General features: G+C 44.4%; 18 protein-coding genes and 1 tRNA gene. 8 read left to right on the top strand and 11 right to left on the bottom strand.

The window, feature by feature from the left end; translation table 11 throughout:
- Nucleotides 1-82 precede the first annotated feature (82 nt).
- From rpoB to deoC, 9 genes are all read right to left on the bottom strand, one after another.
- The gene (gene rpoB / locus JF50_RS21750; RefSeq protein ID WP_039611460.1) at nt 83-4,108 is read right to left on the bottom strand and encodes a DNA-directed RNA polymerase subunit beta; all 4,026 of its coding nucleotides are present in this window, start codon (nt 4,106-4,108) and stop codon (nt 83-85) included.
- Between the two features lie 264 nt (nt 4,109-4,372).
- Nucleotides 4,373-4,735, bottom strand: a complete 363-nt coding sequence (rplL, locus tag JF50_RS21755) for a 50S ribosomal protein L7/L12 (RefSeq protein WP_023400585.1) — start codon at nt 4,733-4,735, stop codon at nt 4,373-4,375.
- Between the two features lie 71 nt (nt 4,736-4,806).
- Complete coding sequence (rplJ, locus tag JF50_RS21760) at nt 4,807-5,301, bottom strand: 50S ribosomal protein L10 (protein WP_023400586.1); 495 nt, start codon at nt 5,299-5,301, stop codon at nt 4,807-4,809.
- A gap of 337 nt (nt 5,302-5,638) precedes the next feature.
- A complete protein-coding gene (gene rplA / locus JF50_RS21765; RefSeq protein WP_023400587.1) occupies nt 5,639-6,343 on the bottom strand; it encodes a 50S ribosomal protein L1 in 705 nt (234 codons plus the stop codon).
- A 6-nt stretch (nt 6,344-6,349) separates the two neighbouring features.
- Nucleotides 6,350-6,778 carry a 50S ribosomal protein L11 gene (gene rplK, locus JF50_RS21770; protein ID WP_010387320.1) on the bottom strand — a complete coding sequence of 143 codons (429 nt, stop codon included), beginning with the start codon at nt 6,776-6,778 and terminating at the stop codon, nt 6,350-6,352.
- A gap of 185 nt (nt 6,779-6,963) precedes the next feature.
- Nucleotides 6,964-7,521 (bottom strand): transcription termination/antitermination protein NusG, encoded by a 558-nt coding sequence (nusG, locus tag JF50_RS21775; protein WP_023400588.1) that lies wholly within the window; start codon nt 7,519-7,521, stop codon nt 6,964-6,966.
- Nucleotides 7,522-7,525: 4 nt separating this feature from the next.
- The gene (secE, locus tag JF50_RS21780) at nt 7,526-7,903 is read right to left on the bottom strand and encodes a preprotein translocase subunit SecE (protein WP_039611461.1); all 378 of its coding nucleotides are present in this window, start codon (nt 7,901-7,903) and stop codon (nt 7,526-7,528) included.
- A 128-nt stretch (nt 7,904-8,031) separates the two neighbouring features.
- Nucleotides 8,032-8,108, bottom strand: a tRNA-Trp gene (locus tag JF50_RS21785).
- 303 nt (nt 8,109-8,411) lie between these two features.
- Complete coding sequence (gene deoC, locus JF50_RS21790; RefSeq protein WP_039611462.1) at nt 8,412-9,170, bottom strand: deoxyribose-phosphate aldolase; 759 nt, start codon at nt 9,168-9,170, stop codon at nt 8,412-8,414.
- A 389-nt stretch (nt 9,171-9,559) separates the two neighbouring features.
- On the opposite strand from deoC, the gene cysG reads away from it, so the two are divergent.
- From cysG to JF50_RS21825, 7 genes are all read left to right on the top strand, one after another.
- Nucleotides 9,560-10,981 (top strand): siroheme synthase CysG, encoded by a 1,422-nt coding sequence (cysG, locus tag JF50_RS21795; protein WP_039611463.1) that lies wholly within the window; start codon nt 9,560-9,562, stop codon nt 10,979-10,981.
- Nucleotides 10,982-11,016: 35 nt separating this feature from the next.
- Nucleotides 11,017-11,916 (top strand): sulfate adenylyltransferase subunit CysD, encoded by a 900-nt coding sequence (gene cysD / locus JF50_RS21800; RefSeq protein WP_039611464.1) that lies wholly within the window; start codon nt 11,017-11,019, stop codon nt 11,914-11,916.
- Entirely contained in the window at nt 11,916-13,331 is a 1,416-nt protein-coding gene (gene cysN, locus JF50_RS21805) for a sulfate adenylyltransferase subunit CysN (RefSeq protein ID WP_039611465.1), read from the top strand. Before cysD ends, cysN begins: the two co-directional genes overlap by 1 nt.
- Before the next feature lie 64 nt (nt 13,332-13,395).
- Nucleotides 13,396-15,090 (top strand): SLC13 family permease, encoded by a 1,695-nt coding sequence (locus JF50_RS21810; protein WP_039612114.1) that lies wholly within the window; start codon nt 13,396-13,398, stop codon nt 15,088-15,090.
- A gap of 11 nt (nt 15,091-15,101) precedes the next feature.
- Nucleotides 15,102-15,698: an adenylyl-sulfate kinase gene (cysC, locus tag JF50_RS21815; protein ID WP_039611466.1), complete on the top strand. Its 597-nt coding sequence runs from the start codon at nt 15,102-15,104 to the stop codon at nt 15,696-15,698.
- Between the two features lie 12 nt (nt 15,699-15,710).
- Nucleotides 15,711-16,481 (top strand): 3'(2'),5'-bisphosphate nucleotidase CysQ, encoded by a 771-nt coding sequence (gene cysQ / locus JF50_RS21820; protein WP_039611467.1) that lies wholly within the window; start codon nt 15,711-15,713, stop codon nt 16,479-16,481.
- 174 nt (nt 16,482-16,655) lie between these two features.
- Nucleotides 16,656-17,675, top strand: coding sequence for a phospholipase A (locus JF50_RS21825; protein ID WP_039611468.1), 1,020 nt, complete (start codon nt 16,656-16,658; stop codon nt 17,673-17,675).
- A 46-nt stretch (nt 17,676-17,721) separates the two neighbouring features.
- On the opposite strand, the gene JF50_RS21830 is transcribed toward JF50_RS21825, so the two are convergent.
- Nucleotides 17,722-18,615, bottom strand: coding sequence for a bifunctional GNAT family N-acetyltransferase/hotdog fold thioesterase (locus JF50_RS21830; RefSeq protein ID WP_039611469.1), 894 nt, complete (start codon nt 18,613-18,615; stop codon nt 17,722-17,724).
- 163 nt (nt 18,616-18,778) lie between these two features.
- Here JF50_RS21830 and JF50_RS21835 point away from each other — a divergent pair, with 163 nt between their 5' ends.
- Nucleotides 18,779-19,474: a spermidine synthase gene (locus JF50_RS21835; RefSeq protein WP_039611470.1), complete on the top strand. Its 696-nt coding sequence runs from the start codon at nt 18,779-18,781 to the stop codon at nt 19,472-19,474.
- Here the strand turns inward: JF50_RS21835 and dtd are convergent.
- Entirely contained in the window at nt 19,471-19,908 is a 438-nt protein-coding gene (gene dtd, locus JF50_RS21840) for a D-aminoacyl-tRNA deacylase (protein ID WP_039611471.1), read from the bottom strand. The genes JF50_RS21835 and dtd overlap by 4 nt on opposite strands.
- Between the last annotated feature and the right edge of the window lies 1 nt (nt 19,909).

Below are 19,909 nucleotides of genomic sequence, written 5' to 3' on the forward strand. Positions count from 1 at the left end.
ATCTTGAGGGCAAGCATTGCTCACCCCTTCATTCTTTACAGTTACAGTCCGGATTGGCAGCTCACTAGAGCTGCCGGTCGGATTAACTTTCTTCCAACTCGATGTTGATACCTAGCGAGCGGATTTCTTTCAACAATACGTTGAATGACTCTGGCATACCCGGTTCCATCTTGTGGTTACCGTCTACGATGTTCTTATACATCTTAGTACGACCGTTTACGTCATCCGACTTAACTGTCAACATTTCCTGTAGTGTATAGGCAGCACCGTATGCTTCTAATGCCCATACCTCCATCTCACCGAAACGCTGTCCACCGAACTGTGCTTTACCACCCAGCGGCTGCTGAGTAACTAGGCTGTAAGAACCCGTTGAACGTGCGTGCATCTTGTCGTCTACTAAGTGGTTTAGTTTCAGCATGTACATGTAACCTACAGTTACTTGACGCTCAAACGCATCACCAGTACGACCATCATAAAGCGTAACCTGACCACTTGACGGGTAACCACCCAACTCTAGTAGCTCTTTAATTTCGCTTTCTTTAGCACCATCGAATGCTGGCGTCGCGATTGGTAGACCACCTTTAAGATTGTTAGCTAGACGACGAACTTCGTCATCAGAGAAGCTAGCAATGTCTACTTCTTGACGGCAGTCACCAAGCTCATACGCTTTCTTGATGAAGTCACGTAGCTCATAAAGCTCCGCTTGCTCTTTCATCATGTCTTCGATGCGCTCACCGATACCACGTGCTGCCAGACCCATATGCGTTTCAAGGATCTGACCGATGTTCATACGAGATGGTACACCTAGTGGGTTAAGAACGATGTCTACCGTACGACCTCTTTCATCGTAAGGCATATCTTCTACTGGTACGATTGTCGAGATAACACCTTTGTTACCGTGACGACCAGCCATCTTATCACCTGGTTGGATACGACGTTTAACAGCTAGGTAAACTTTAACAATCTTAAGTACGCCCGGCGCTAGGTCATCACCTTGTGTGATCTTGCGACGCTTGTTCTCAAACTTCTTGTCGTATTCAGCTTTAAGCTCATCGTACTGTGCAGCAAGTTGCTCTAGCTCTGCTTGTTGTGCTTCATCAGCAAGGCTCTGAGTCAATAGCTTTTCAGCACCTAGAAGTGCAATTGCATCTTCATTTTGACCAGATTCAACAAGTAGCTTACGCGCACGGTTTAGAATACCGCCTTCAAGGATCTTGAACTCTTCGTTGAAGTCTTTCTTCGCTTCACGAAGCTGCATTTCTTCAACTTCTAGTGCACGCTTGTCTTTTTCAACACCATCACGTGTGAATACTTGAACGTCGATAACAGTACCAGATACAGAGTTAGGTACACGTAAAGAACTGTCTTTAACGTCAGACGCTTTTTCACCGAAGATTGCACGTAGAAGCTTTTCTTCAGGTGTAAGCTGCGTTTCGCCTTTCGGTGTTACTTTACCTACTAGGATATCGCCGCCTTTCACTTCAGCACCGATGTAAACAACACCAGACTCATCTAGTTTGCCAAGTGCAGACTCACCTACGTTAGGAATATCCGCTGTGATCTCTTCTGGACCAAGCTTAGTATCACGAGCGATACACTGTAGCTCTTGGATGTGGATCGTAGTTAGACGATCTTCTTGTACAACTCGCTCAGAAAGTAGGATTGAATCCTCGAAGTTGTAACCATTCCAAGGCATGAACGCAACACGTAAGTTCTGACCAAGTGCCAAATCACCTAAGTCCGTTGAAGGACCATCAGCAAGTACGTCACCACGTACTACTGGCTCACCAACCATACAAGTTGGTTTTTGGTTGATACATGTGTTTTGGTTCGAGCGCGTGTACTTAGTTAAGTTGTAAATGTCGATACCCGCTTCACCTGGAACGCGCTCATCTTCATTCACGTTAACAACGATACGGCTCGCATCAGCGTACTTAACGACACCGCCACGCTTAGCAACGATTGTTACACCTGAATCTTTTGCAAGTGTACGCTCGATACCTGTACCTACTAACGGCTTATCAGCGCGTAATGTTGGTACTGCTTGACGTTGCATGTTCGATCCCATCAATGCACGGTTTGCATCATCGTGTTCAAGGAATGGGATAAGTGCCGCTGCCACAGAGATAACCTGCTGTGGAGATACATCCATATACTGGATGCTGTCGCTAGGCATAAAGGTTGATTCACCTTTATGACGACATGGAATTAGCTCTTCTGCGAACTGATTTTCTTCAGTCAAGTTTGTATTCGCCTGTGCGATTACGAACTGACCTTCTTCAATTGCAGATAGGTAATCAACTTCGTCAGTAACGATACCGTCAACAACTTTACGGTATGGAGTCTCTAGGAAACCATAGTCGTTTGTACGAGCATACGTTGACAAAGAGTTGATTAGACCGATGTTTGGACCTTCAGGCGTTTCGATTGGACAAACACGACCGTAGTGCGTTACGTGTACGTCTCGAACTTCGAAGCCTGCACGTTCACGTGTCAAACCACCCGGACCTAATGCAGAAATACGACGCTTGTGCGTTACTTCTGAAAGCGGGTTGTTTTGGTCCATGAACTGTGACAACTGGGAAGAACCAAAGAATTCTTTAACAGCTGCAGAAATCGGCTTAGCGTTGATCAAATCTTGTGGCATCACGTTATCTAGATCACCTAGACTTAGACGCTCACGTACAGCACGCTCAACACGTACTAGACCAACACGGAATTGGTTTTCAGCCATTTCACCAACAGAACGAATACGACGGTTACCTAAGTGGTCGATATCATCCACTTCACCTTTACCGTTACGAATGTCGATAAGGACTTTCATAACAGAAACGATGTCTTCTTTGCTCAGTGTGCCTGGGCCTGTATCTGAATCATAACCAACACGGCTATTGAACTTCATACGACCTACCGTTGATAGATCATAACGCTCATCAGAGAAGAATAGGTTATCGAATAGTGCTTCAGCAGCATCTTTCGTTGGTGGCTCGCCTGGGCGCATCATGCGGTAAATTTCTACCAATGCTTCTAGGCGGTTTGAAGAAGAATCAATACGAACAGTCTCTGACATGTACGCACCGCTGTCTACTTCATTGATGTAAAGCGTATCGATCTTAGTGTGACCCGCTTTCACAAGCTCAGCCATTAGCTCTAGCGATAATTCAGCGTTCGCTTCAGCAATGATCTCACCTGTTGACTCATCGATGTAGTTTTTAGCAACCACGCGACCAATGATGTACTCATGTGGTACTTCAAGTTGCGTAATGCCCTTTTTCTCGATGTTTTTAATATGACGAGCTGTGATACGACGGCTCTGTTCAACCAATACCTCACCGTCTGCATCTTTAATATCGAATGCAGCCGTTTCACCACGTAGGCGAGATGGTACTAGTTCCATCATCACTTTACCGTTTACTACTTCGAAGCTTGTTGTTTCGAAGAACAGATCAAGAATTTGCTCTGTTGTGTACTCTAGTGCACGTAAAATGATTGAAGCCGGTAGCTTACGACGACGGTCAATACGAACGAAAAGGTTATCTTTAACATCAAATTCAAAGTCTAACCATGAACCACGGTAAGGGATAACACGTGCGTTATAAAGCACTTTACCCGATGAATGTGATTTACCGCGGTCGTTATCAAAGAATACACCAGGTGAACGGTGTAGCTGAGAAACGATAACACGCTCGGTACCGTTAATAACGAAAGTACCTGTGTCTGTCATGAGCGGGATCTCGCCCATGTAAACTTCTTGCTCTTTAATGTCTTTGACTGTGCCTGGAGCTTCTTTGTCCATTAACACAAGACGTAATTTAACGCGAAGTGGAGCAGAATAAGTCACGCCGCGAATTTGACATTCTTTTACATCGAATACTGGTTCTCCGATACGGTAACTCACGTATTGAAGTTCAGAATTGCCCGAGTAGCTTTTGATAGGGAATACAGAACGGAATGCAGCTTCCAATCCAGTATCGCCATCCGCGTCCGGCGTAATGAATTTTTTAAACGATTCCAACTGCGTTTGCAAAAGGAAAGGTATATCCAAAACTTGTGGACGTTTACCAAAATCCTTACGGATACGTTTCTTTTCAGAATAAGAGTAAGCCATGGGGTTCCTCAGCTTGCTGATCTTTGACCCAACCTGTTCATGCAGAACAGCATTCATTGGCATCTAAGCCATGATAACAACATCTAAATTGTCTACCTAAACCCAACAGTTTCCCAAAAGGTTTAAATTATTGAAAAACTTGAAGAATTTAGGTTTTTATTGCGCAATAGTAATACTTTCGCTCTAGAGCGCAAAAGGGCCGGTGATTAAAAAATCACCAGCCCTTGCCTGATTTCTCAGGCAGCGAACCTAGCGTATGCTAGATTACTTGATCTCAACTTCAGCACCAGCTTCTTCAAGATCTTTCTTAAGTGCTTCAGCTTCTTCTTTAGAAACAGCTTCTTTGATTGGCGCAGGAGCAGACTCAACAAGAGCTTTTGCTTCTTTAAGGCCAAGACCAGTTGCACCACGTACAGCTTTGATAGCAGCAACTTTGTTACCGCCAGCGCCAGCTAGGATTACGTCGAACTCAGTCTTTTCTTCAGCAGCTTCAGCTGGACCAGCAGCAACAACAGCAGCAGCTGCAGTTACGCCGAATTTTTCTTCCATTGCTTCAACTAGTTCAACAACTTCCATTACTGACATTTCAGCAATCGCGTCAAGGATTTGGTCTTTAGTTACAGACATTTTAAGTTTCCTAATTAATCACGAACCCATGAGGTTCAAAAAATTTATTGGTGAAAGTGTAAAAGGTGCGATTAAGCAGCTTCTTCAGCTTTCTGAACACGTACAGCTTCAATTGTTTTAACCAATTTACCAGCTGACGCTTCTTTCATAGCGCTCATTAAGCGTGCAACAGCTTCGTCGTAAGTAGGTAGCTTAGCAAGCATATCTACGTCAACAACATTGCCTTCAAATGCAGCCGCTTTCAGTTCGAACAACTCGTTTTTCTTTGCGAAATCAGCAAAGATACGAGCAGCAGCACCTGGGTGCTCTGAAGAGAAAGCGATTAGGCTTGGGCCTACTAGCGATTCGTTAAGGCACTCATAATCAGTACCTTCAACAGCGCGTTTTGCAAGCGTGTTACGGACAACTTTCATCCATACGCCTGCTTCACGAGCTTCTTTACGAAGCGCAGTGATAGCATCTACTGTTACACCACGAGAATCTGCAACTACTGCAGATAGAGCACCTTTGGCAGCTTCGTTGACTTCAGCAACAATTGCTTTTTTGTCTTGAAGATTTAAAGCCATGGGTGTTACTCCTGGTTAATATGGGAACAAGTCCCCAGTTCTACTTTACTCACAGTCAAATGACTCTGAGCTGCTTTTTACGGCGAGAACCAGAAGATTAGGAAAAATCTAGCTGGGATTCACACCGTCTACGTAGGAAGATTAAGTAACTAGGTTACACCTACGGTCTTGGACGGAAACGCAATTTATCGATTTTATTGTAGACCAAATTTGATAAACAACAGTTCGAAATTATGCGCTTCAACCCGAATTCTTTGCTTCGTTGGAAGTGACTTCTCAACGAAATGGCGCAAAATTATAGTCTAATTTTTACGCCATGTAAACGCTAAAATCTAAATTACGCTAGTTGCGTGTTTAGAGTAGCTTGGTCTACAGCAACACCCGCGCCCATAGTCGTTGAGATGCTTACTTTCTTCAAGTAAGTACCTTTCGCTTGAGAAGGCTTAGCCTTCTTAAGCGCAACGATAAGTGCTTCAAGGTTTTCTTGAAGCTGGTTCGCGTCAAAGTCAACCTTACCGATTGTCGTGTGGATGATACCGTTCTTGTCGTTGCGGTAACGAACCTGACCAGCTTTAGCGTTTTTAACTGCTTCTGCAACGTTAGGTGTCACAGTACCAGTTTTAGGGTTAGGCATAAGACCACGTGGACCTAGGATTTGACCTAGTTGACCAACAACGCGCATTGCATCTGGAGAAGCAACAACAACGTCAAAGTTCATTTCGCCTTTCTTAACCTGCTCAGCAAGGTCTTCCATACCTACTAAATCAGCACCAGCTTCTTTAGCAGCGTCTGCGTTAGCACCTTGAGTGAATACAGCAACGCGTACTTCACGACCAGTACCGTGTGGTAGTACAGTTGCACCACGTACGTTTTGGTCTGATTTACGAGCGTCGATGCCAAGGTTTACAGCAACGTCAACACTTTCAGTGAATTTAGCAGTAGCTAGTTCTTTAAGAAGAGCAACAGCTTCGTTGATTTCGTACTCTTTAGTTACGTCAACTTTTTCGCGGATTACGCGCATACGCTTAGTTAATTTAGCCATTCTCAATTACCCTTCTACATTCAAGCCCATTGCACGTGCAGAACCTGCAATCGTGCGTACAGCTGCGTCCATATCAGCAGCAGTAAGGTCAGGACGTTTAGTCTCAACAATCTCTTCTAGTTGTGCACGTGTTACAGTACCAACTTTCTCAGTGTTTGGACGGCCAGAACCAGACTTGATACCTGCAGCCTTCTTAAGAAGGTAAGATGCAGGTGGAGTTTTCATATCAAAAGTGAATGAACGGTCGTTGTAAACAGAAATGATTACAGGAACTGGTGCGCCTTTTTCGATAGACTCTGTACGTGCGTTGAACGCTTTACAGAATTCCATGATGTTTACACCGTGTTGACCTAGTGCAGGACCTACTGGAGGACTAGGGTTAGCCATACCAGCAGCAACTTGTAGCTTGATTAAAGCTTCAACTTTTTTAGCCATGTTAATAACCTCGTTAAATGGGTCTTAGCCTTGTGCGCGCGAGGACGCGTACTCAAACGGCTTCCCGATTAAAAAATTCTTTCTTTTCGTGGCAGACGTAGTCTACCTACAAAAAGGCCGCTGATTATAGTTTAATCAGCGGCCTTTTTCAATTATTTTTTGCAATAGTACAAAATTACTGCAAATTAAGTATCTTGCTCTACCTGACCGAACTCAAGATCAACCGGCGTTGAACGACCGAAGATAAGTACAGATACTTTTAAGCGGCTCTTTTCATAATCCACTTCTTCAACCACACCGTTGAAGTCTGCAAATGGACCATCGATAACACGAACCACTTCACCCGGCTCAAACAGCGTCGCTGGCTTAGGTGCTTCAGCGTTCTCTTGTAGACGGTTAAGAATACGATCAGCTTCACGCTGACTAATTGGTGCAGGACGATCAGATGTACCGCCAACAAAGCCCATTACACGTGGTGTACTATTCACCAAGTGCCAAGTTGCGTCGTTCATCACCATCTGAACAAGGACGTAACCTGGGAAGAATTTACGCTCAGACTTGCGCTTTTGACCAGCACGCATCTCTACAACTTCTTCTGTAGGTACGAGTACTTCACCGAAGTCTTCTTCTAAGCCTTCAATTTTAATGTGCTCAATAATAGTTTGAGCAACGCGCTTTTCAAAACCAGAAAACGCCTGAATTACGTACCAACGTAATTTCTTTTCTTTGTTCTCATCCGACATGGGATCAGATCTCCAATCCAGTTAAAAAGCCAACAGCACGGAATAGTATGCCATCTAATCCCCATAGGATAAGTGCCATTACTACAGTTGCTGCCATCACGATAATTGTAGTATGCGTTGCTTCTTGACGCGTAGGCCATACAACTTTACGAACCTCGATACGAGACTCTTTTGCAAATGCAATAAAAGTACGACCTTTTTCAGTCGTCGCAGCGATACCAAGAGCGGCACCCACAGCAACCACAACACCGACAGCGCGTACTAGTGCAGACATATCTGCATACATGTAGTTACCAACTACTGCGCCAGTGAGTAGTACAACTGCAACTAGCCATTTTACCGTGTCCATCGAGCTAGACGGGTTTTCAACATTAGTGCTCATAATTGTTTTACCTTAAATACAGACACAACAACCCTGTCTTAGACAGGGTTAATCCATTAAATCCAAATTTACAAATAAGCGACGAGTGCAACACACATTATTTTAAATTTGGACTAAAAAGTATTGAGTGGCAGGGGCGGCAGGACTCGAACCCGCAACCATCGGTTTTGGAGACCGCTGTTCTACCAATTGGAACTACGCCCCTGCAAAGTGGATGCCCATTATACTGACGAACAAACTGAAAACAAGTGTAAAAGTTATACATCGTATGATTTTCACAACTTTTGTTTTTTTATCAGTTATTAAACACCCATTTAAAACCACTTTTTAAATACTTAAGCCGCACAGATAAGTGCTGTTATATTACGGCTGTATGAAGGATATTGGTGGGACTGAGCAAAATATCAAGTATCTGTTTATAAAAACAGAGAATTAACTACCCTTTAAGCGGTTACACATAGGAAAACATCAATTGAGCGAATATCATCCATACCGCTCAAAGAGCAGATCACCCCTGTGCAACAACACGTTTTACATCCGTCAATAAGCTCGACGCACCAAACCTAAACTGACTTGGGCTAACCCAGTCAGCGCCCATTATGTCAGCTGCTAGCGTTAAATAAGGGAGCCCTTGAGCAACTGTTTTAACACCGCCAGAAGCTTTAAAGCCAACTGGTTTGCCGTTAATTTTAATGCGTTCTATCATCACTCGTGCTGCGGCCAAGGTCGCATTGACCGGTACCTTACCGGTACTGGTTTTAATGAAATCAGCGCCTGCCAAAATCGCGATATCACTGGCTTGTGCGATTAATTCTGGCTTTTCGAGAACACCCGTTTCAATGATCACTTTAAGTTTTGCCGACATACCACACACTTTTTTACTTGAGTGTACATATTGCCATGGCGTATCCGGGTCGCCGGCCACCACTTGGTTGTATGGCATCACCAAGTCAATTTCATCCGCCCCCTCATCAATCGCTCGCTGCGTTTGCGCTAGCACTTGTTCAAGTGGTTGCTTGCCACATGGGAAATTGGTGACTGTCGCGACCTTCACACTGTGCCAACCTCGTGCTGCCAGCTCTGTTTTGCATACCCCGACAAACTGAGGATAGACGCATACCGCTGCAGGCAGTGCAATGCGTGCATCAATACTGTCCAACATAGCAACGATACTCTGTGGAGTATCCTCTTCATTAAGCGAGGTTAAATCCATTAACTCAAGCACGCGTATCGCATCACTCGCCGTAACTTGCTGCTGTGTACTCATTACATCTCCTTAAAACTCACACTACCCCATGGCTTAATCGCCATCAAACAGTTTCTATTTGTATGTACTCAGTAAAATAAATTACCTGCCCGCCCTACAGGACATTTGTCCGCAACATACATTTTGATAATCGAAAATATTGCGTGCTCGACTATGGTCGTTCGATTATATCTCATAACCAATCGCTATAAGTTGCTAATATGGATACATTTTAGCCTCTAGGCCTTGAAATATAAGCCTTAAACCTAAATCGAAGTTTGTATATAACTTTTAGTTATATAATTTGGGTTAATATTATTTTTTTGTCTTTTAAGCCCGATATATTCTGCTCTCCTACTAAGTCAGTTTGGTTGGCTTACATCAAGGTTATACATTTAGGGGCGAATGTTGTGCAATATTTACCGATATTTACTAAGTTAGACGATAAACCCGTATTGGTGGTCGGTGGCGGCGATGTCGCTTTACGAAAATGCCAAGCATTTTTAAAAGCACGTGCACACGTCACTGTCGTCGCTCCTGAATTTTGTTCTGAACTGGTCGAGTTAGCAGAACAAGGTCAATTGCATCTAGTGAAAGAGTATTTTGATACTCACCATGTACTGGGCATGATGTTGATCATTGCCGCGACTGACAATGAAGCAGTTAACAAAGCGGTTTTTGATGCAGCCAACGCGCAAAACATTTTCGTTAATGTGGTAGATGACCAACCTAAGTGTGGTTTTATCTTCCCATCTATCGTTGATAGAGACCCTATTACCATTGCCATTTCCAGTGCCGGCACTGCCCCCGTATTGGCGCGCAGGATCAGAGAAAAATTAGAAACCTTGATCCCACATCATACAGGCAAATTGGCAAAGTTAGCTGGGGATTTCAGAGATCAAGTGAAAGCACGCTTCAATACGTTTTCGGACCGACGTCAATTTTGGGAGCGCGTATTTGATTCAAGTGTCGTTAGTAAAGTTCAAGTCGGTGATGAACAAGGCGCACAACAACAGCTTAATGACATGCTGACTCAACCCAGTTCACCTGAAGGCGAAGTCTTCGTCGTAGGCGCAGGTCCGGGCGACCCAGAGCTTCTAACGATAAAAGCCTTGCAACTAATGCAACAAGCTGATGTTGTGGTTTATGACTACTTGGTGTCTGATGAAATCATGGAATTAGTAAGACGCGACGCTGATTTGGTTTGTGTTGGCAAAAAAGCAGGCCATCATAGCGTTAAACAAGAAGATACCAACCACATGCTGGTGAATTTTGCTAAGCAAGGTAAAAAAGTATGCCGTATCAAAGGCGGTGACCCATTTATTTATGGTCGAGGTGGCGAGGAAGTCCAAGTACTGGCCAAACACGGCGTAAAATATCAAATTGTACCTGGTATTACTGCCGCCGCTGGCTGTAGTGCATATTCAGGCATTCCTTTAACACACAGAGATCATGCACAAGCCATTCAGTTTGTGACTGGGCACTGTAAAAAGGATGGTCAAGAATTGGATTGGCGTGGACTTGCGCAATCGAATCAAACCTTGGCTGTTTACATGGGCGTGATTAAATCGCCCCACATTCAGGCCAAGCTACTAGAGCACGGTAGATCACCTGAAACACCTATTGCCATTGTTGAAAATGGCACACGTCAATCACAGCGTGTCGTTCGCGGCACACTTGGTGAATTGGCAGCAAAAATAGAGCAGCATCACATTCAATCACCCGCACTTTTGATCATTGGTGAGGTCGCTGCACTACACGAAGAATTAGCATGGTTTGGGCAAACGGAGCAGATCAGCAGCTTTGCACAACCCATTACCCAAGTAGCTTAATAGACTTAATTTAATTAACAGTAGGACGACGAACAATGGCTTTAACCCACCTTCAGCAACTTGAAGCTGAAAGTATAAAGATTATTCGCGAAGTCGCTGCAGAGTTTGATAACCCAGTGATGCTTTACTCTATTGGTAAAGACTCTTCAGTGTTACTGCATTTGGCTCGTAAAGCATTTTACCCAGCAAAAATTCCTTTCCCTCTACTGCACGTAGATACGGATTGGAAATTCCGTGAAATGATTGAGTTTCGCGACCGCTTGGCAAAAGAATATAACTTTGACCTGATTGTTCATAAGAACCCTGAAGGCATCGCCATGGGCGTCGGCCCGTTTACACACGGCTCGGCGAAACACACTGACGTGATGAAAACGCAGGGCTTAAAACAAGCACTTGATAAGTATGGCTTTGACGCTGCATTCGGTGGGGCACGACGCGACGAAGAGAAATCACGAGCGAAAGAGCGTGTTTATTCATTCCGCGATAAGCATCACCGTTGGGATCCTAAAAATCAACGCCCAGAACTTTGGAATACCTATAACAGCCAAGTAAATCCTGGTGAGAGTATCCGTGTATTCCCGCTCTCTAACTGGACTGAGCTTGATATTTGGCAATATATCTACCAAGAAAATATCGAAATTGTCCCTCTGTACTTGTCAGATAAGCGCCCTGTGGTTGAGCGTAACGGCACATTGATCATGGTTGATGACGAGCGTATGCCACTAGAAGAAGGTGAAGTGCCAGAAATGAAGTCTGTGCGTTTCCGTACGCTAGGTTGCTACCCGCTAACAGGCGCAGTTGAATCTGAAGCCAATACACTAACTGGCATCATCGAAGAAATGCTGCTATCCACATCATCAGAGCGCGAGGGCCGTGTTATTGACCACGACTCAGCAGGCTCTATGGAGAAGAAAAAACGCGAGGGGTATTTCTAATGTCAACAGCGAACGAAGTAAGAGAACTGGGCATTGAGGCCTATCTATCTCGTCAACAAGACAAAAGCTTATTACGCATGATGACTTGTGGTAGCGTTGATGACGGTAAGTCGACACTTATCGGCCGCTTGCTACATGACAGCCACCAAATTTATGAAGATCAACTGGCTGCGCTTCACAAAGATAACGAAAAAGTCGGTAACGCTGGTGAAGAGCTAGATTTAGCACTGCTTGTAGATGGTCTGCAAGCTGAGCGTGAGCAAGGTATCACCATTGACGTGGCATACCGTTATTTCTCAACGGCAAAACGTAAGTTCATCATTGCGGACACTCCTGGACATGAGCAGTATACCCGCAACATGGTAACGGGTGCTTCAACGAGTGATCTGGCTATTATCTTGGTTGATGCTCGTTACGGTGTGCAGGTACAAACTAAACGTCATAGCTTTATCTGTGACTCTTTAGGTATCAAGCAGTTTGTGGTTGCTATCAACAAAATGGACATCGTTGATTTTGACGAAGCCGTTTTTGAGAAGATCAAAGCAGATTATTTGCAGTTTGCTGAGCAACTTAATGTTTCAGACATCAAGTTTATTCCAATGTCTGCTCTTAAAGGCGATAACGTAGTAACACGCTCTGAAAAGACGCCTTACTACACTGACAAACCACTCCTTGAGCTACTGGAAGATTCTCCTGCAGCTGAAGCAAACCATGCTTTTGAAGCACGCTTCCCAGTTCAGTATGTGGTACGTCCAAACTTAGATTTTCGTGGTTTCCAAGGCACGCTAACCTCAGGTTCGTTGAATGCAGGTCAAGCTGTTAAAGTCCTACCATCGGGTAAGTCTTCAACCATCAAAGAGCTTGTCACTTTTGATGGCAATTTAGACCAAGCACAAACAGGTCAAGCATTTACGATTACTTTGGCAGATGAAATTGATGTCAGTCGCGGTGATGTTATTGTCCCTGCGGACTCTACCGCCACAGTGACAAATCTCATTCAAGCAAAGCTGGTATGGATGCACGAAGAACCGCTTGTATTAGGACAAAACTACAACTTCAAGTTGGGCAGTAAGAGTACGTCAGCCATTGTTCGCAAGATTGATCACACGATTGATGTGAACACGCTAGAGCAAGGTCAGGCGGAACAATTGCAATTGAATGAAATTGCGATCGTTACGCTTGAACTGACTGAAAGCATCGTGGCAGATATCTATCGCAACAACCACGAAACGGGTTCATTCATCCTGATTGACCGCATCAGCAACCTTACCATCGGTGCAGGTATGATTGAAGCGCTATTGGCTGAAGAGTCTGCAACGACGTCTGAGTTCAGTGCTTTTGAACTTGAATTCAACGCGTTAGTACGCAAGCACTTCCCACATTGGCAAGCGCTTGATATTAGCAAGTTGAAGTAAGTGAAGTTATGCCTGTTATTGGGAGACAAACGTGCTAGTTGATCAAATCATCTTAACAGGCATTATGATCGCTTTAGTCGTGTGCTTATTTGGCACACGACTCAATCCAGCTTGGTTATTTGTCAGCGCCATTGGTGTCAGTTATTTAACCGGATTAATCGAGTTGGAATCTATGTTGGTGAATTACGCCAACCCCTCTTTGATCACCCTTGTTTTACTGATCTTAGTCTCTATTGCCATTGAAAAAACAACGCTGGTACAAAAACTTGCCAGTACACTGGCCAGTGGTAGCTTGTCAAAGTCAGTGATGAAACTTGGCCTCTCTACTGCGTTTTTATCGTCTTTTACAAATAACACGGCGGTCGTCGCTTCGCTCATCAGTACCATCAAAGAGAGCCAAACACACTCGCCCTCTAAGTTATTATTGCCACTGTCTTACACCGCCATCTTAGGCGGTACATTGACTTTAATTGGCACATCAACAAATTTAATCGTCAATGGCTTTGCCGTTGACGCCGGTATGGCTCCACTGGGCTTTTTTGACTTTACACTCGTCGGCTTCGGCGCATTGATTGTGGGCCTACTTACGATTTTATTGCTCCTTAAATTTCTCCCTGATCACGGTACCGAAGACCAAGAAGTCGTGCCATTTTATTTAGAAGGCAAGGTCGCTGCTGATTCAAAGCTGATCGGGCGTACTGTAGAAGAGAACGGCCTTCGCGATTTAAAAGACTTATTCCTAGCAGAAATTATCCGCGGTGAACGACGCATATGCGCAGTCACCCCACAACAAGAGATTTGCCAAGGGGATGTTTTACTGTTTGTTGGTGACATAAAATCGGTGCCTTTATTGCGTCGCTTTGATGGCCTTCAGGTGGTACACGATAAACACGAAAAAGACGTGGAGCACCTAGTCGAAGTCGTCGTCAGTCAATCATCTAAATATATTGGTAAAACCATTAAAGAAATTCGTTTTCGCGAGCAGTTTCATGCTGCCGTTATCGCCATTCGTCGGGGTCATGACCGTCTACAAGGTGGCCTTGGTAAAGTGAAATTACAAGCGGGCGACTCACTCATTTTAGCCCCGGGCAGTGACTTTTATAATCTACCGGATCTCAAACGCGAGTTTGTATATATCTCGGGTTTGGATTTACAAACACACTTGACCAAAAAGCAATCTGGCCATGTGCTGTTAGGATTTGCAGCGGTGATTGGTTTAGGGATCTTTGACATTGTGCCTTTGGTAAAAGGGCTAATGGTATTACTACTTGCACTGGTGGCACTTGGCACCATCAAAGTGAACGAGATGAAACGCCGTTTTCCCATTGAATTACTGGCGATTGTAGGCAGTGCAATTGGCCTTGCCAAATTAATGATAGAAACAGGCTTAGCCACACAACTCTCTGACGCGCTGTTTTTAATACTCGGTGATTTTGGTCCTTATGGTGCCTTCATCGCCATTTTTGTGATGACTGTCGTCTTCACAGAACTTATCACCAACAATGCCGCGGCAGCACTGTCTTTTCCCGTTGCCTATGCATTGGCGGTTGGGTTTGGCGTTGATCCACTCCCATTTATTATGGCTGTTGCCTTTGGTGCATCAGCAAGCTTTATTTCCCCCTTTGGTTATCAAACAAACTTGATGGTGTATAGTGCCGGAAACTACCGCATAAAAGACTACGTCACGGTAGGCGTTCCGCTGTCAATTATTTACTCTATTACCGTCCTGACCTTGATCCCATTGGTCTTTCCCTTTTAATGGATAGCTTCATGGATAAAAATATTGTTTGGCATAATTATGCCGTTGAAAAAACACATCGCAGTGAGCTCAAAGGCCATAAACCTGTGATCCTTTGGTTCACTGGCTTTTCAGGCTCAGGGAAAAGTACAGTGGCCAATGCCCTTGAAAGTGCCCTTCATCAAAGTGGTGTACATACCTATTTGCTTGATGGTGACAATGTTAGGCATGGGCTATGTAAAGACCTTGGCTTCAGCGACACCGATCGCATTGAAAATATTCGTCGAGTAGGTGAGCTCAGTAAACTGATGGTTGATGCAGGTCTTATCGTATTAACCGCATTTATTTCACCGTTTCAAGCGGAACGAGATATGGTGAGAGACCTCGTAGAAGACGGCGAATTTATCGAAGTATTTTTAGATACACCGCTGGAAGTCTGCGAGCAGCGAGACCCCAAAGGCTTATACAAAAAAGCCCGCGCAGGTGAGATCAAGCACTTTACGGGTATCGACTCTGAATATCAGCCACCCGTTGCACCTGAGATAAGATTGAACACGGGTGAGAATTCACTTGAGCAGTCCGTCCAGCAACTGGTAGATTACTTGAAAGATAAAAACATCATCCAGTAGCAAGGATAACCTATGAATGATACCGACCTGCTCGAAGAACTCGTCGAGCTTGCCCGCCTTGCAGGCGAGGAAATTATGCAGATCTATGCCAAAGATTTTGCCATCGAGTATAAAAATGACGATAGCCCAGTCACCGAGGCTGACTTAGCCGCCAACCGAGTGATTACCGCAGGTCTTTCGCGCTTAACACCTGAAATCCCTATCCTCAGTGAAGAAAGCGCCAACATCAGCTGGCAAGAACGCCAAACTTGGCAACGTTATTGGCTGGTTGATCCAATCGATGGCACCAAAGAGTTCATTAAGAAAAACGGTGAATTCACCGTGAATATTGCACTGATTGAGCACGGTAAGCCAACCATGGGCGTGGTCTTTGCGCCGGCACTGAACGTGTGCTACTTGGCTGCACACAGTATTGGTGCATTTAGAGAATGTGGTGAAGCCCGAATTGAGCTCAAAGTGACCAAGAAACCAAATAAAGGCACTATTAAAGTCGTTGGTTCTCGCTCTCATCCCTCACCTGCACTGGCTGAGTATCTAGGGCAATTTGACGACATCGAAATGGTGCCCAAAGGCAGTTCACTCAAGCTGTGTTTAGTCGCTGAAGGTGAAGCAGATATTTACCCTCGACTTGGCCCAACCAGCGAGTGGGACACTGGTGCAGGCCACGCTGTTGCAAGCGTAGCTGGTGCAACAGTTAGCCAAATCGATGGCTCTCCTCTCACATACAATCAAAAAGAGTCTTATCTGAATCCATTCTTTGTGGTTTCAAGGCTCGAAAGCTAAGCGGCTTTGAGTGCTCTATCAGGGCACTCTTAATCTCTCTTTTCTTCCTTTCAAAGGGTTATGCTGGGCTTTTTCATCACATACTTATACTATAGCGTCCATTGAACTTGGCTTAACTCTTAAAGTAGCTAATACCGTTTTGTTTGGAAACTCTCTTTCTTGTTGGAATTAAATATGGACTTTACTAAGCGCTATGCGACCCTGCTTTTGGCTTTATGTACCCAAAGTGCACATGCTGCAAGTGCCTCAGAAGATGAGGTCGCTGCCCTAAATCAATGTATTTTAAATCAGACTATTTCTGGAGATGATACCCGTACAATTAAAGAAGTACGCGGGTATTGTGAGCAGCAAGTAAGTGCACTGAGTCAACTCGACAAGCGTATGGCCAGAGAGCGAGTCACTGAAAAAAACCGTAATGTGCTGACCCCTCACCATAGAAATTATATTCTGCCGGTATCATACATAAAAAATCCCAATAACCGCCCATTTGACGGCTTTGCTGACAAGGCTAATAAAGAAGGCGAACCCCTAGATAACGTTGAAGCAAAATATCAGATTTCATTAAAGCTGCCGATTTATCACAACTTTAAAGATAAAGATCAGGCCATTTATATGGGCGTCACGCTGCAGTCGTATTGGCAGGTGTATAACAAAGATATTTCATCTCCTTTTAGAGAAACTAATTATGAGCCCGAAATATTTTGGGTTAATTTTTTAGATGACGAAAATGTCTTATGGGGCGATGAAATGGCTTTTGTGCTGGGTATTTCGCACCAGTCAAATGGTAGAAGCCAACCAAACTCGCGCTCTTGGAACCGCATCTATGCCAATTTCATTTGGGAATATGATGGGTTTGTATTTAGCTTCAAGCCTTGGTATCGGCTGCCAGAAGATGAAAAACCTGAAGATAATTTAGCCAAAGGCGATGATAACCCTGATATCCACAAATATATGGGCTACTTTGAGCTTAGCGGTGCCTACCGCTTTGACAATGACCATGAAGTTGGCATGATGCTGCGCAATAATGCAGGCGGTGATAATAGAGGGGCTGTACAACTAGATTGGTCCTTCCCCATAACAGGGCGCGTTCGTGGCTATGCGCAATATTTCAATGGGTATGGAGAAAGTCTCATCGATTACAACGCTCACATCCAAAGACTAGGCCTTGGTATCGCCATTACTGACTTACTTTAAAGCCTTAGCAATCCGGTCAAGACTCACTTGACCGGATACGTTTTTCCTAACGCTTCACAAAGAAAACACCACAAAACTTTGCGACTAACACATCACCATCGTACACATTCACTGGCACCGTGTACTTAGCTTTTCCTTCAGTCTCAAGCTCTGTCAACTCACCACTACACTCGGACAAAGTCACCGTCGCACCTGGTGCTGTCGTGAGCGGCTTTAGGTATTTAATTTCAGCATCCGCAAGGACGATATCGCCTTCGAGGTTCAGCTCTTTTAATGCCAAATATGTTGCGCCCCACCCGGTCAGGGTCGCCATACTGTAGATCGAACCTGCAAACATAGAATTATGTAAATTTAAGTTGGCTTTCAGATCTGCTTTTGTAGAGAACTGCCAATCGGTGTAACTTTCAACTTTTATCCCCATGGCATCACTAATAGGAATGGACTCACGCCATGTATCTTGTAAAATTTGCGTCCAATCTGGGTGTCTAAACCAACCTGGCTCTGATGGCTTTTGCTTGACCATTTTCCAATGTTGCACATCTCCATATGCAAGGTGTGCTTTTTCAACCACTTTATAGCCATGACGTTCATAAAACGCCAAAGCACGTTCTCTGGCAAACAACACCAGCTCTTGGGCATCTTGCGTCCACGCAATCTTTTCTAACTCATGCAAAAGTCGGCTACCCAAGTGCTGACCTCGGTGCGCTTCACCTACAGCCATGTAACGCACTTGTGCTTGAAGGTGATTATTAAAGTGTAAACGCGCGACCGCCAGCACTTCGCCTTCATTATTTTTGATGTACCTGTGCTCGGCATCTTGCTCTAAATCGTCTTGCTCTGAGCCTCTTGGTTGATCCCATGGTGCTCTGAGAACCTGCCAACGCAATTGATAGTAGTCTTGCCAATCTTGGCTACTTTGCGGCGAAATGACTGGAAACATAATTACTCCTTTCTATGCACACCCAAGTGCGTGCCATTTTTGTGTTCTACCTTACAAGAAAAACTCTGAACAGGAAATGTTCAACGCAAAATCACCGACTAAATGTGTAAAATCATCTAAACACAGTGGAATTACCGTAATCCTTGTCTATGCTGATGGAACTATGCAAGATTTTTTGACTGAATCAGGAACCGTCAGCAACGATTTTGTAGCCCAAAGCCATGAGCTTGGCCACTTGTTATATTGGCATAAGCACGGGAAAACGAGCATACAAGTTAGACAAGAAAAAACGCTTCGTTGGCTATTAATAAACAATACGTTACAGTCAATCGTTGAACTGAATCACCCGGAGCACTTGCTTTTCCCTCATTTGCAAGTGTTGGATACCTTGTGGCAAAAATACCCTAAACCTCACCGCGTACTCGAACTGGGACTGGGTGCTGGGGCCATTCGCGACTATTTACACAGTGTGCATGAAGACTGCCAGGTTATTTCCGTAGAAAACAATCCTGACATCATACATTGCTATAAACGGTACTTTGGCGGAGACCATATCAGTGAAGTCAATTGCAGTGACGCCTACAAAGTCTTAGAAGTCGACCACAATCACCCATTTAATTGGATTATCTTAGATTTATTCAGTGAATTGGATGCGCCACGCTTTTTATACCAGCACAAGTTTTACACCCTGTTACGCAATACATTAGCAGAACAGGGGGTATTATTTATCAACTTTATTGCCGAGCATGAGTCGCAACTCAAGCAGCTAGAGCATCTGCTTATTATCAACTTCGGAAAAAAGCCCCATATCCATCAAGTACCGGGGTATGCTAACCACATTATTGTGGTTGAGCGCTAGACCGATAAATTAAATGTCACTGGCCCATCGTTACACAAACTCACCTGCATATCCGCGGCAAATTGGCCCGTCGCCACTGTAATACCAAGTGCTTTTGCCTGCTCAACAAAGTATTCATACAGTCGCTTTGCTTGTTCTGGCGTGCCCGCAGAAGAAAAACTCGGTCGCATGCCTTTTTTTGTGTCCGCAGCCAACGTAAATTGCGAGACCACAAGTAATTCACCACCAATGTCTTTGAGGCTGAGGTTCATTTTTCCTGCATCATCGGTGAAAATTCGATAGTTACTGACTTTATGCAGTAATTTATCTGCACTTTGCTCATCATCCACTTTTTCGACACCGAGCAAAAGTAAGATACCCTGCTGAATTTCACCCACAACGTCTCCACTCACTTCGACTTTTGCAAACTTGACCCTTTGAATTAATCCTTGCACG

Origin of the sequence: Pseudoalteromonas luteoviolacea (assembly GCF_000814765.1) — a bacterium.
Taxonomy (GTDB): Bacteria; Pseudomonadota; Gammaproteobacteria; order Enterobacterales; family Alteromonadaceae; genus Pseudoalteromonas; species Pseudoalteromonas luteoviolacea_H.

Bases quoted from the DNA above. Each gene is read 5' to 3' on its own strand.
- rpoB (WP_039611460.1), bottom strand. From the start codon at position 4,108: ATGGCTTACTCTTATTCTGAAAAGAAACGTATCCGTAAGGATTTTGGT.
- rplL (WP_023400585.1), bottom strand. From the start codon at position 4,735: ATGTCTGTAACTAAAGACCAAATCCTTGACGCGATTGCTGAAATGTCA.
- rplJ (WP_023400586.1), bottom strand. From the start codon at position 5,301: ATGGCTTTAAATCTTCAAGACAAAAAAGCAATTGTTGCTGAAGTCAAC.
- rplA (WP_023400587.1), bottom strand. From the start codon at position 6,343: ATGGCTAAATTAACTAAGCGTATGCGCGTAATCCGCGAAAAAGTTGAC.
- rplK (WP_010387320.1), bottom strand. From the start codon at position 6,778: ATGGCTAAAAAAGTTGAAGCTTTAATCAAGCTACAAGTTGCTGCTGGT.
- nusG (WP_023400588.1), bottom strand. From the start codon at position 7,521: ATGTCGGATGAGAACAAAGAAAAGAAATTACGTTGGTACGTAATTCAG.
- secE (WP_039611461.1), bottom strand. From the start codon at position 7,903: ATGAGCACTAATGTTGAAAACCCGTCTAGCTCGATGGACACGGTAAAA.
- deoC (WP_039611462.1), bottom strand. From the start codon at position 9,170: ATGAGTACACAGCAGCAAGTTACGGCGAGTGATGCGATACGCGTGCTT.
- cysD (WP_039611464.1), top strand. From the start codon at position 11,017: ATGGCTTTAACCCACCTTCAGCAACTTGAAGCTGAAAGTATAAAGATT.
- cysN (WP_039611465.1), top strand. From the start codon at position 11,916: ATGTCAACAGCGAACGAAGTAAGAGAACTGGGCATTGAGGCCTATCTA.
- JF50_RS21810 (WP_039612114.1), top strand. From the start codon at position 13,396: ATGATCGCTTTAGTCGTGTGCTTATTTGGCACACGACTCAATCCAGCT.
- cysC (WP_039611466.1), top strand. From the start codon at position 15,102: ATGGATAAAAATATTGTTTGGCATAATTATGCCGTTGAAAAAACACAT.
- cysQ (WP_039611467.1), top strand. From the start codon at position 15,711: ATGAATGATACCGACCTGCTCGAAGAACTCGTCGAGCTTGCCCGCCTT.
- JF50_RS21825 (WP_039611468.1), top strand. From the start codon at position 16,656: ATGGACTTTACTAAGCGCTATGCGACCCTGCTTTTGGCTTTATGTACC.
- JF50_RS21830 (WP_039611469.1), bottom strand. From the start codon at position 18,615: ATGTTTCCAGTCATTTCGCCGCAAAGTAGCCAAGATTGGCAAGACTAC.
- JF50_RS21835 (WP_039611470.1), top strand. From the start codon at position 18,779: ATGCAAGATTTTTTGACTGAATCAGGAACCGTCAGCAACGATTTTGTA.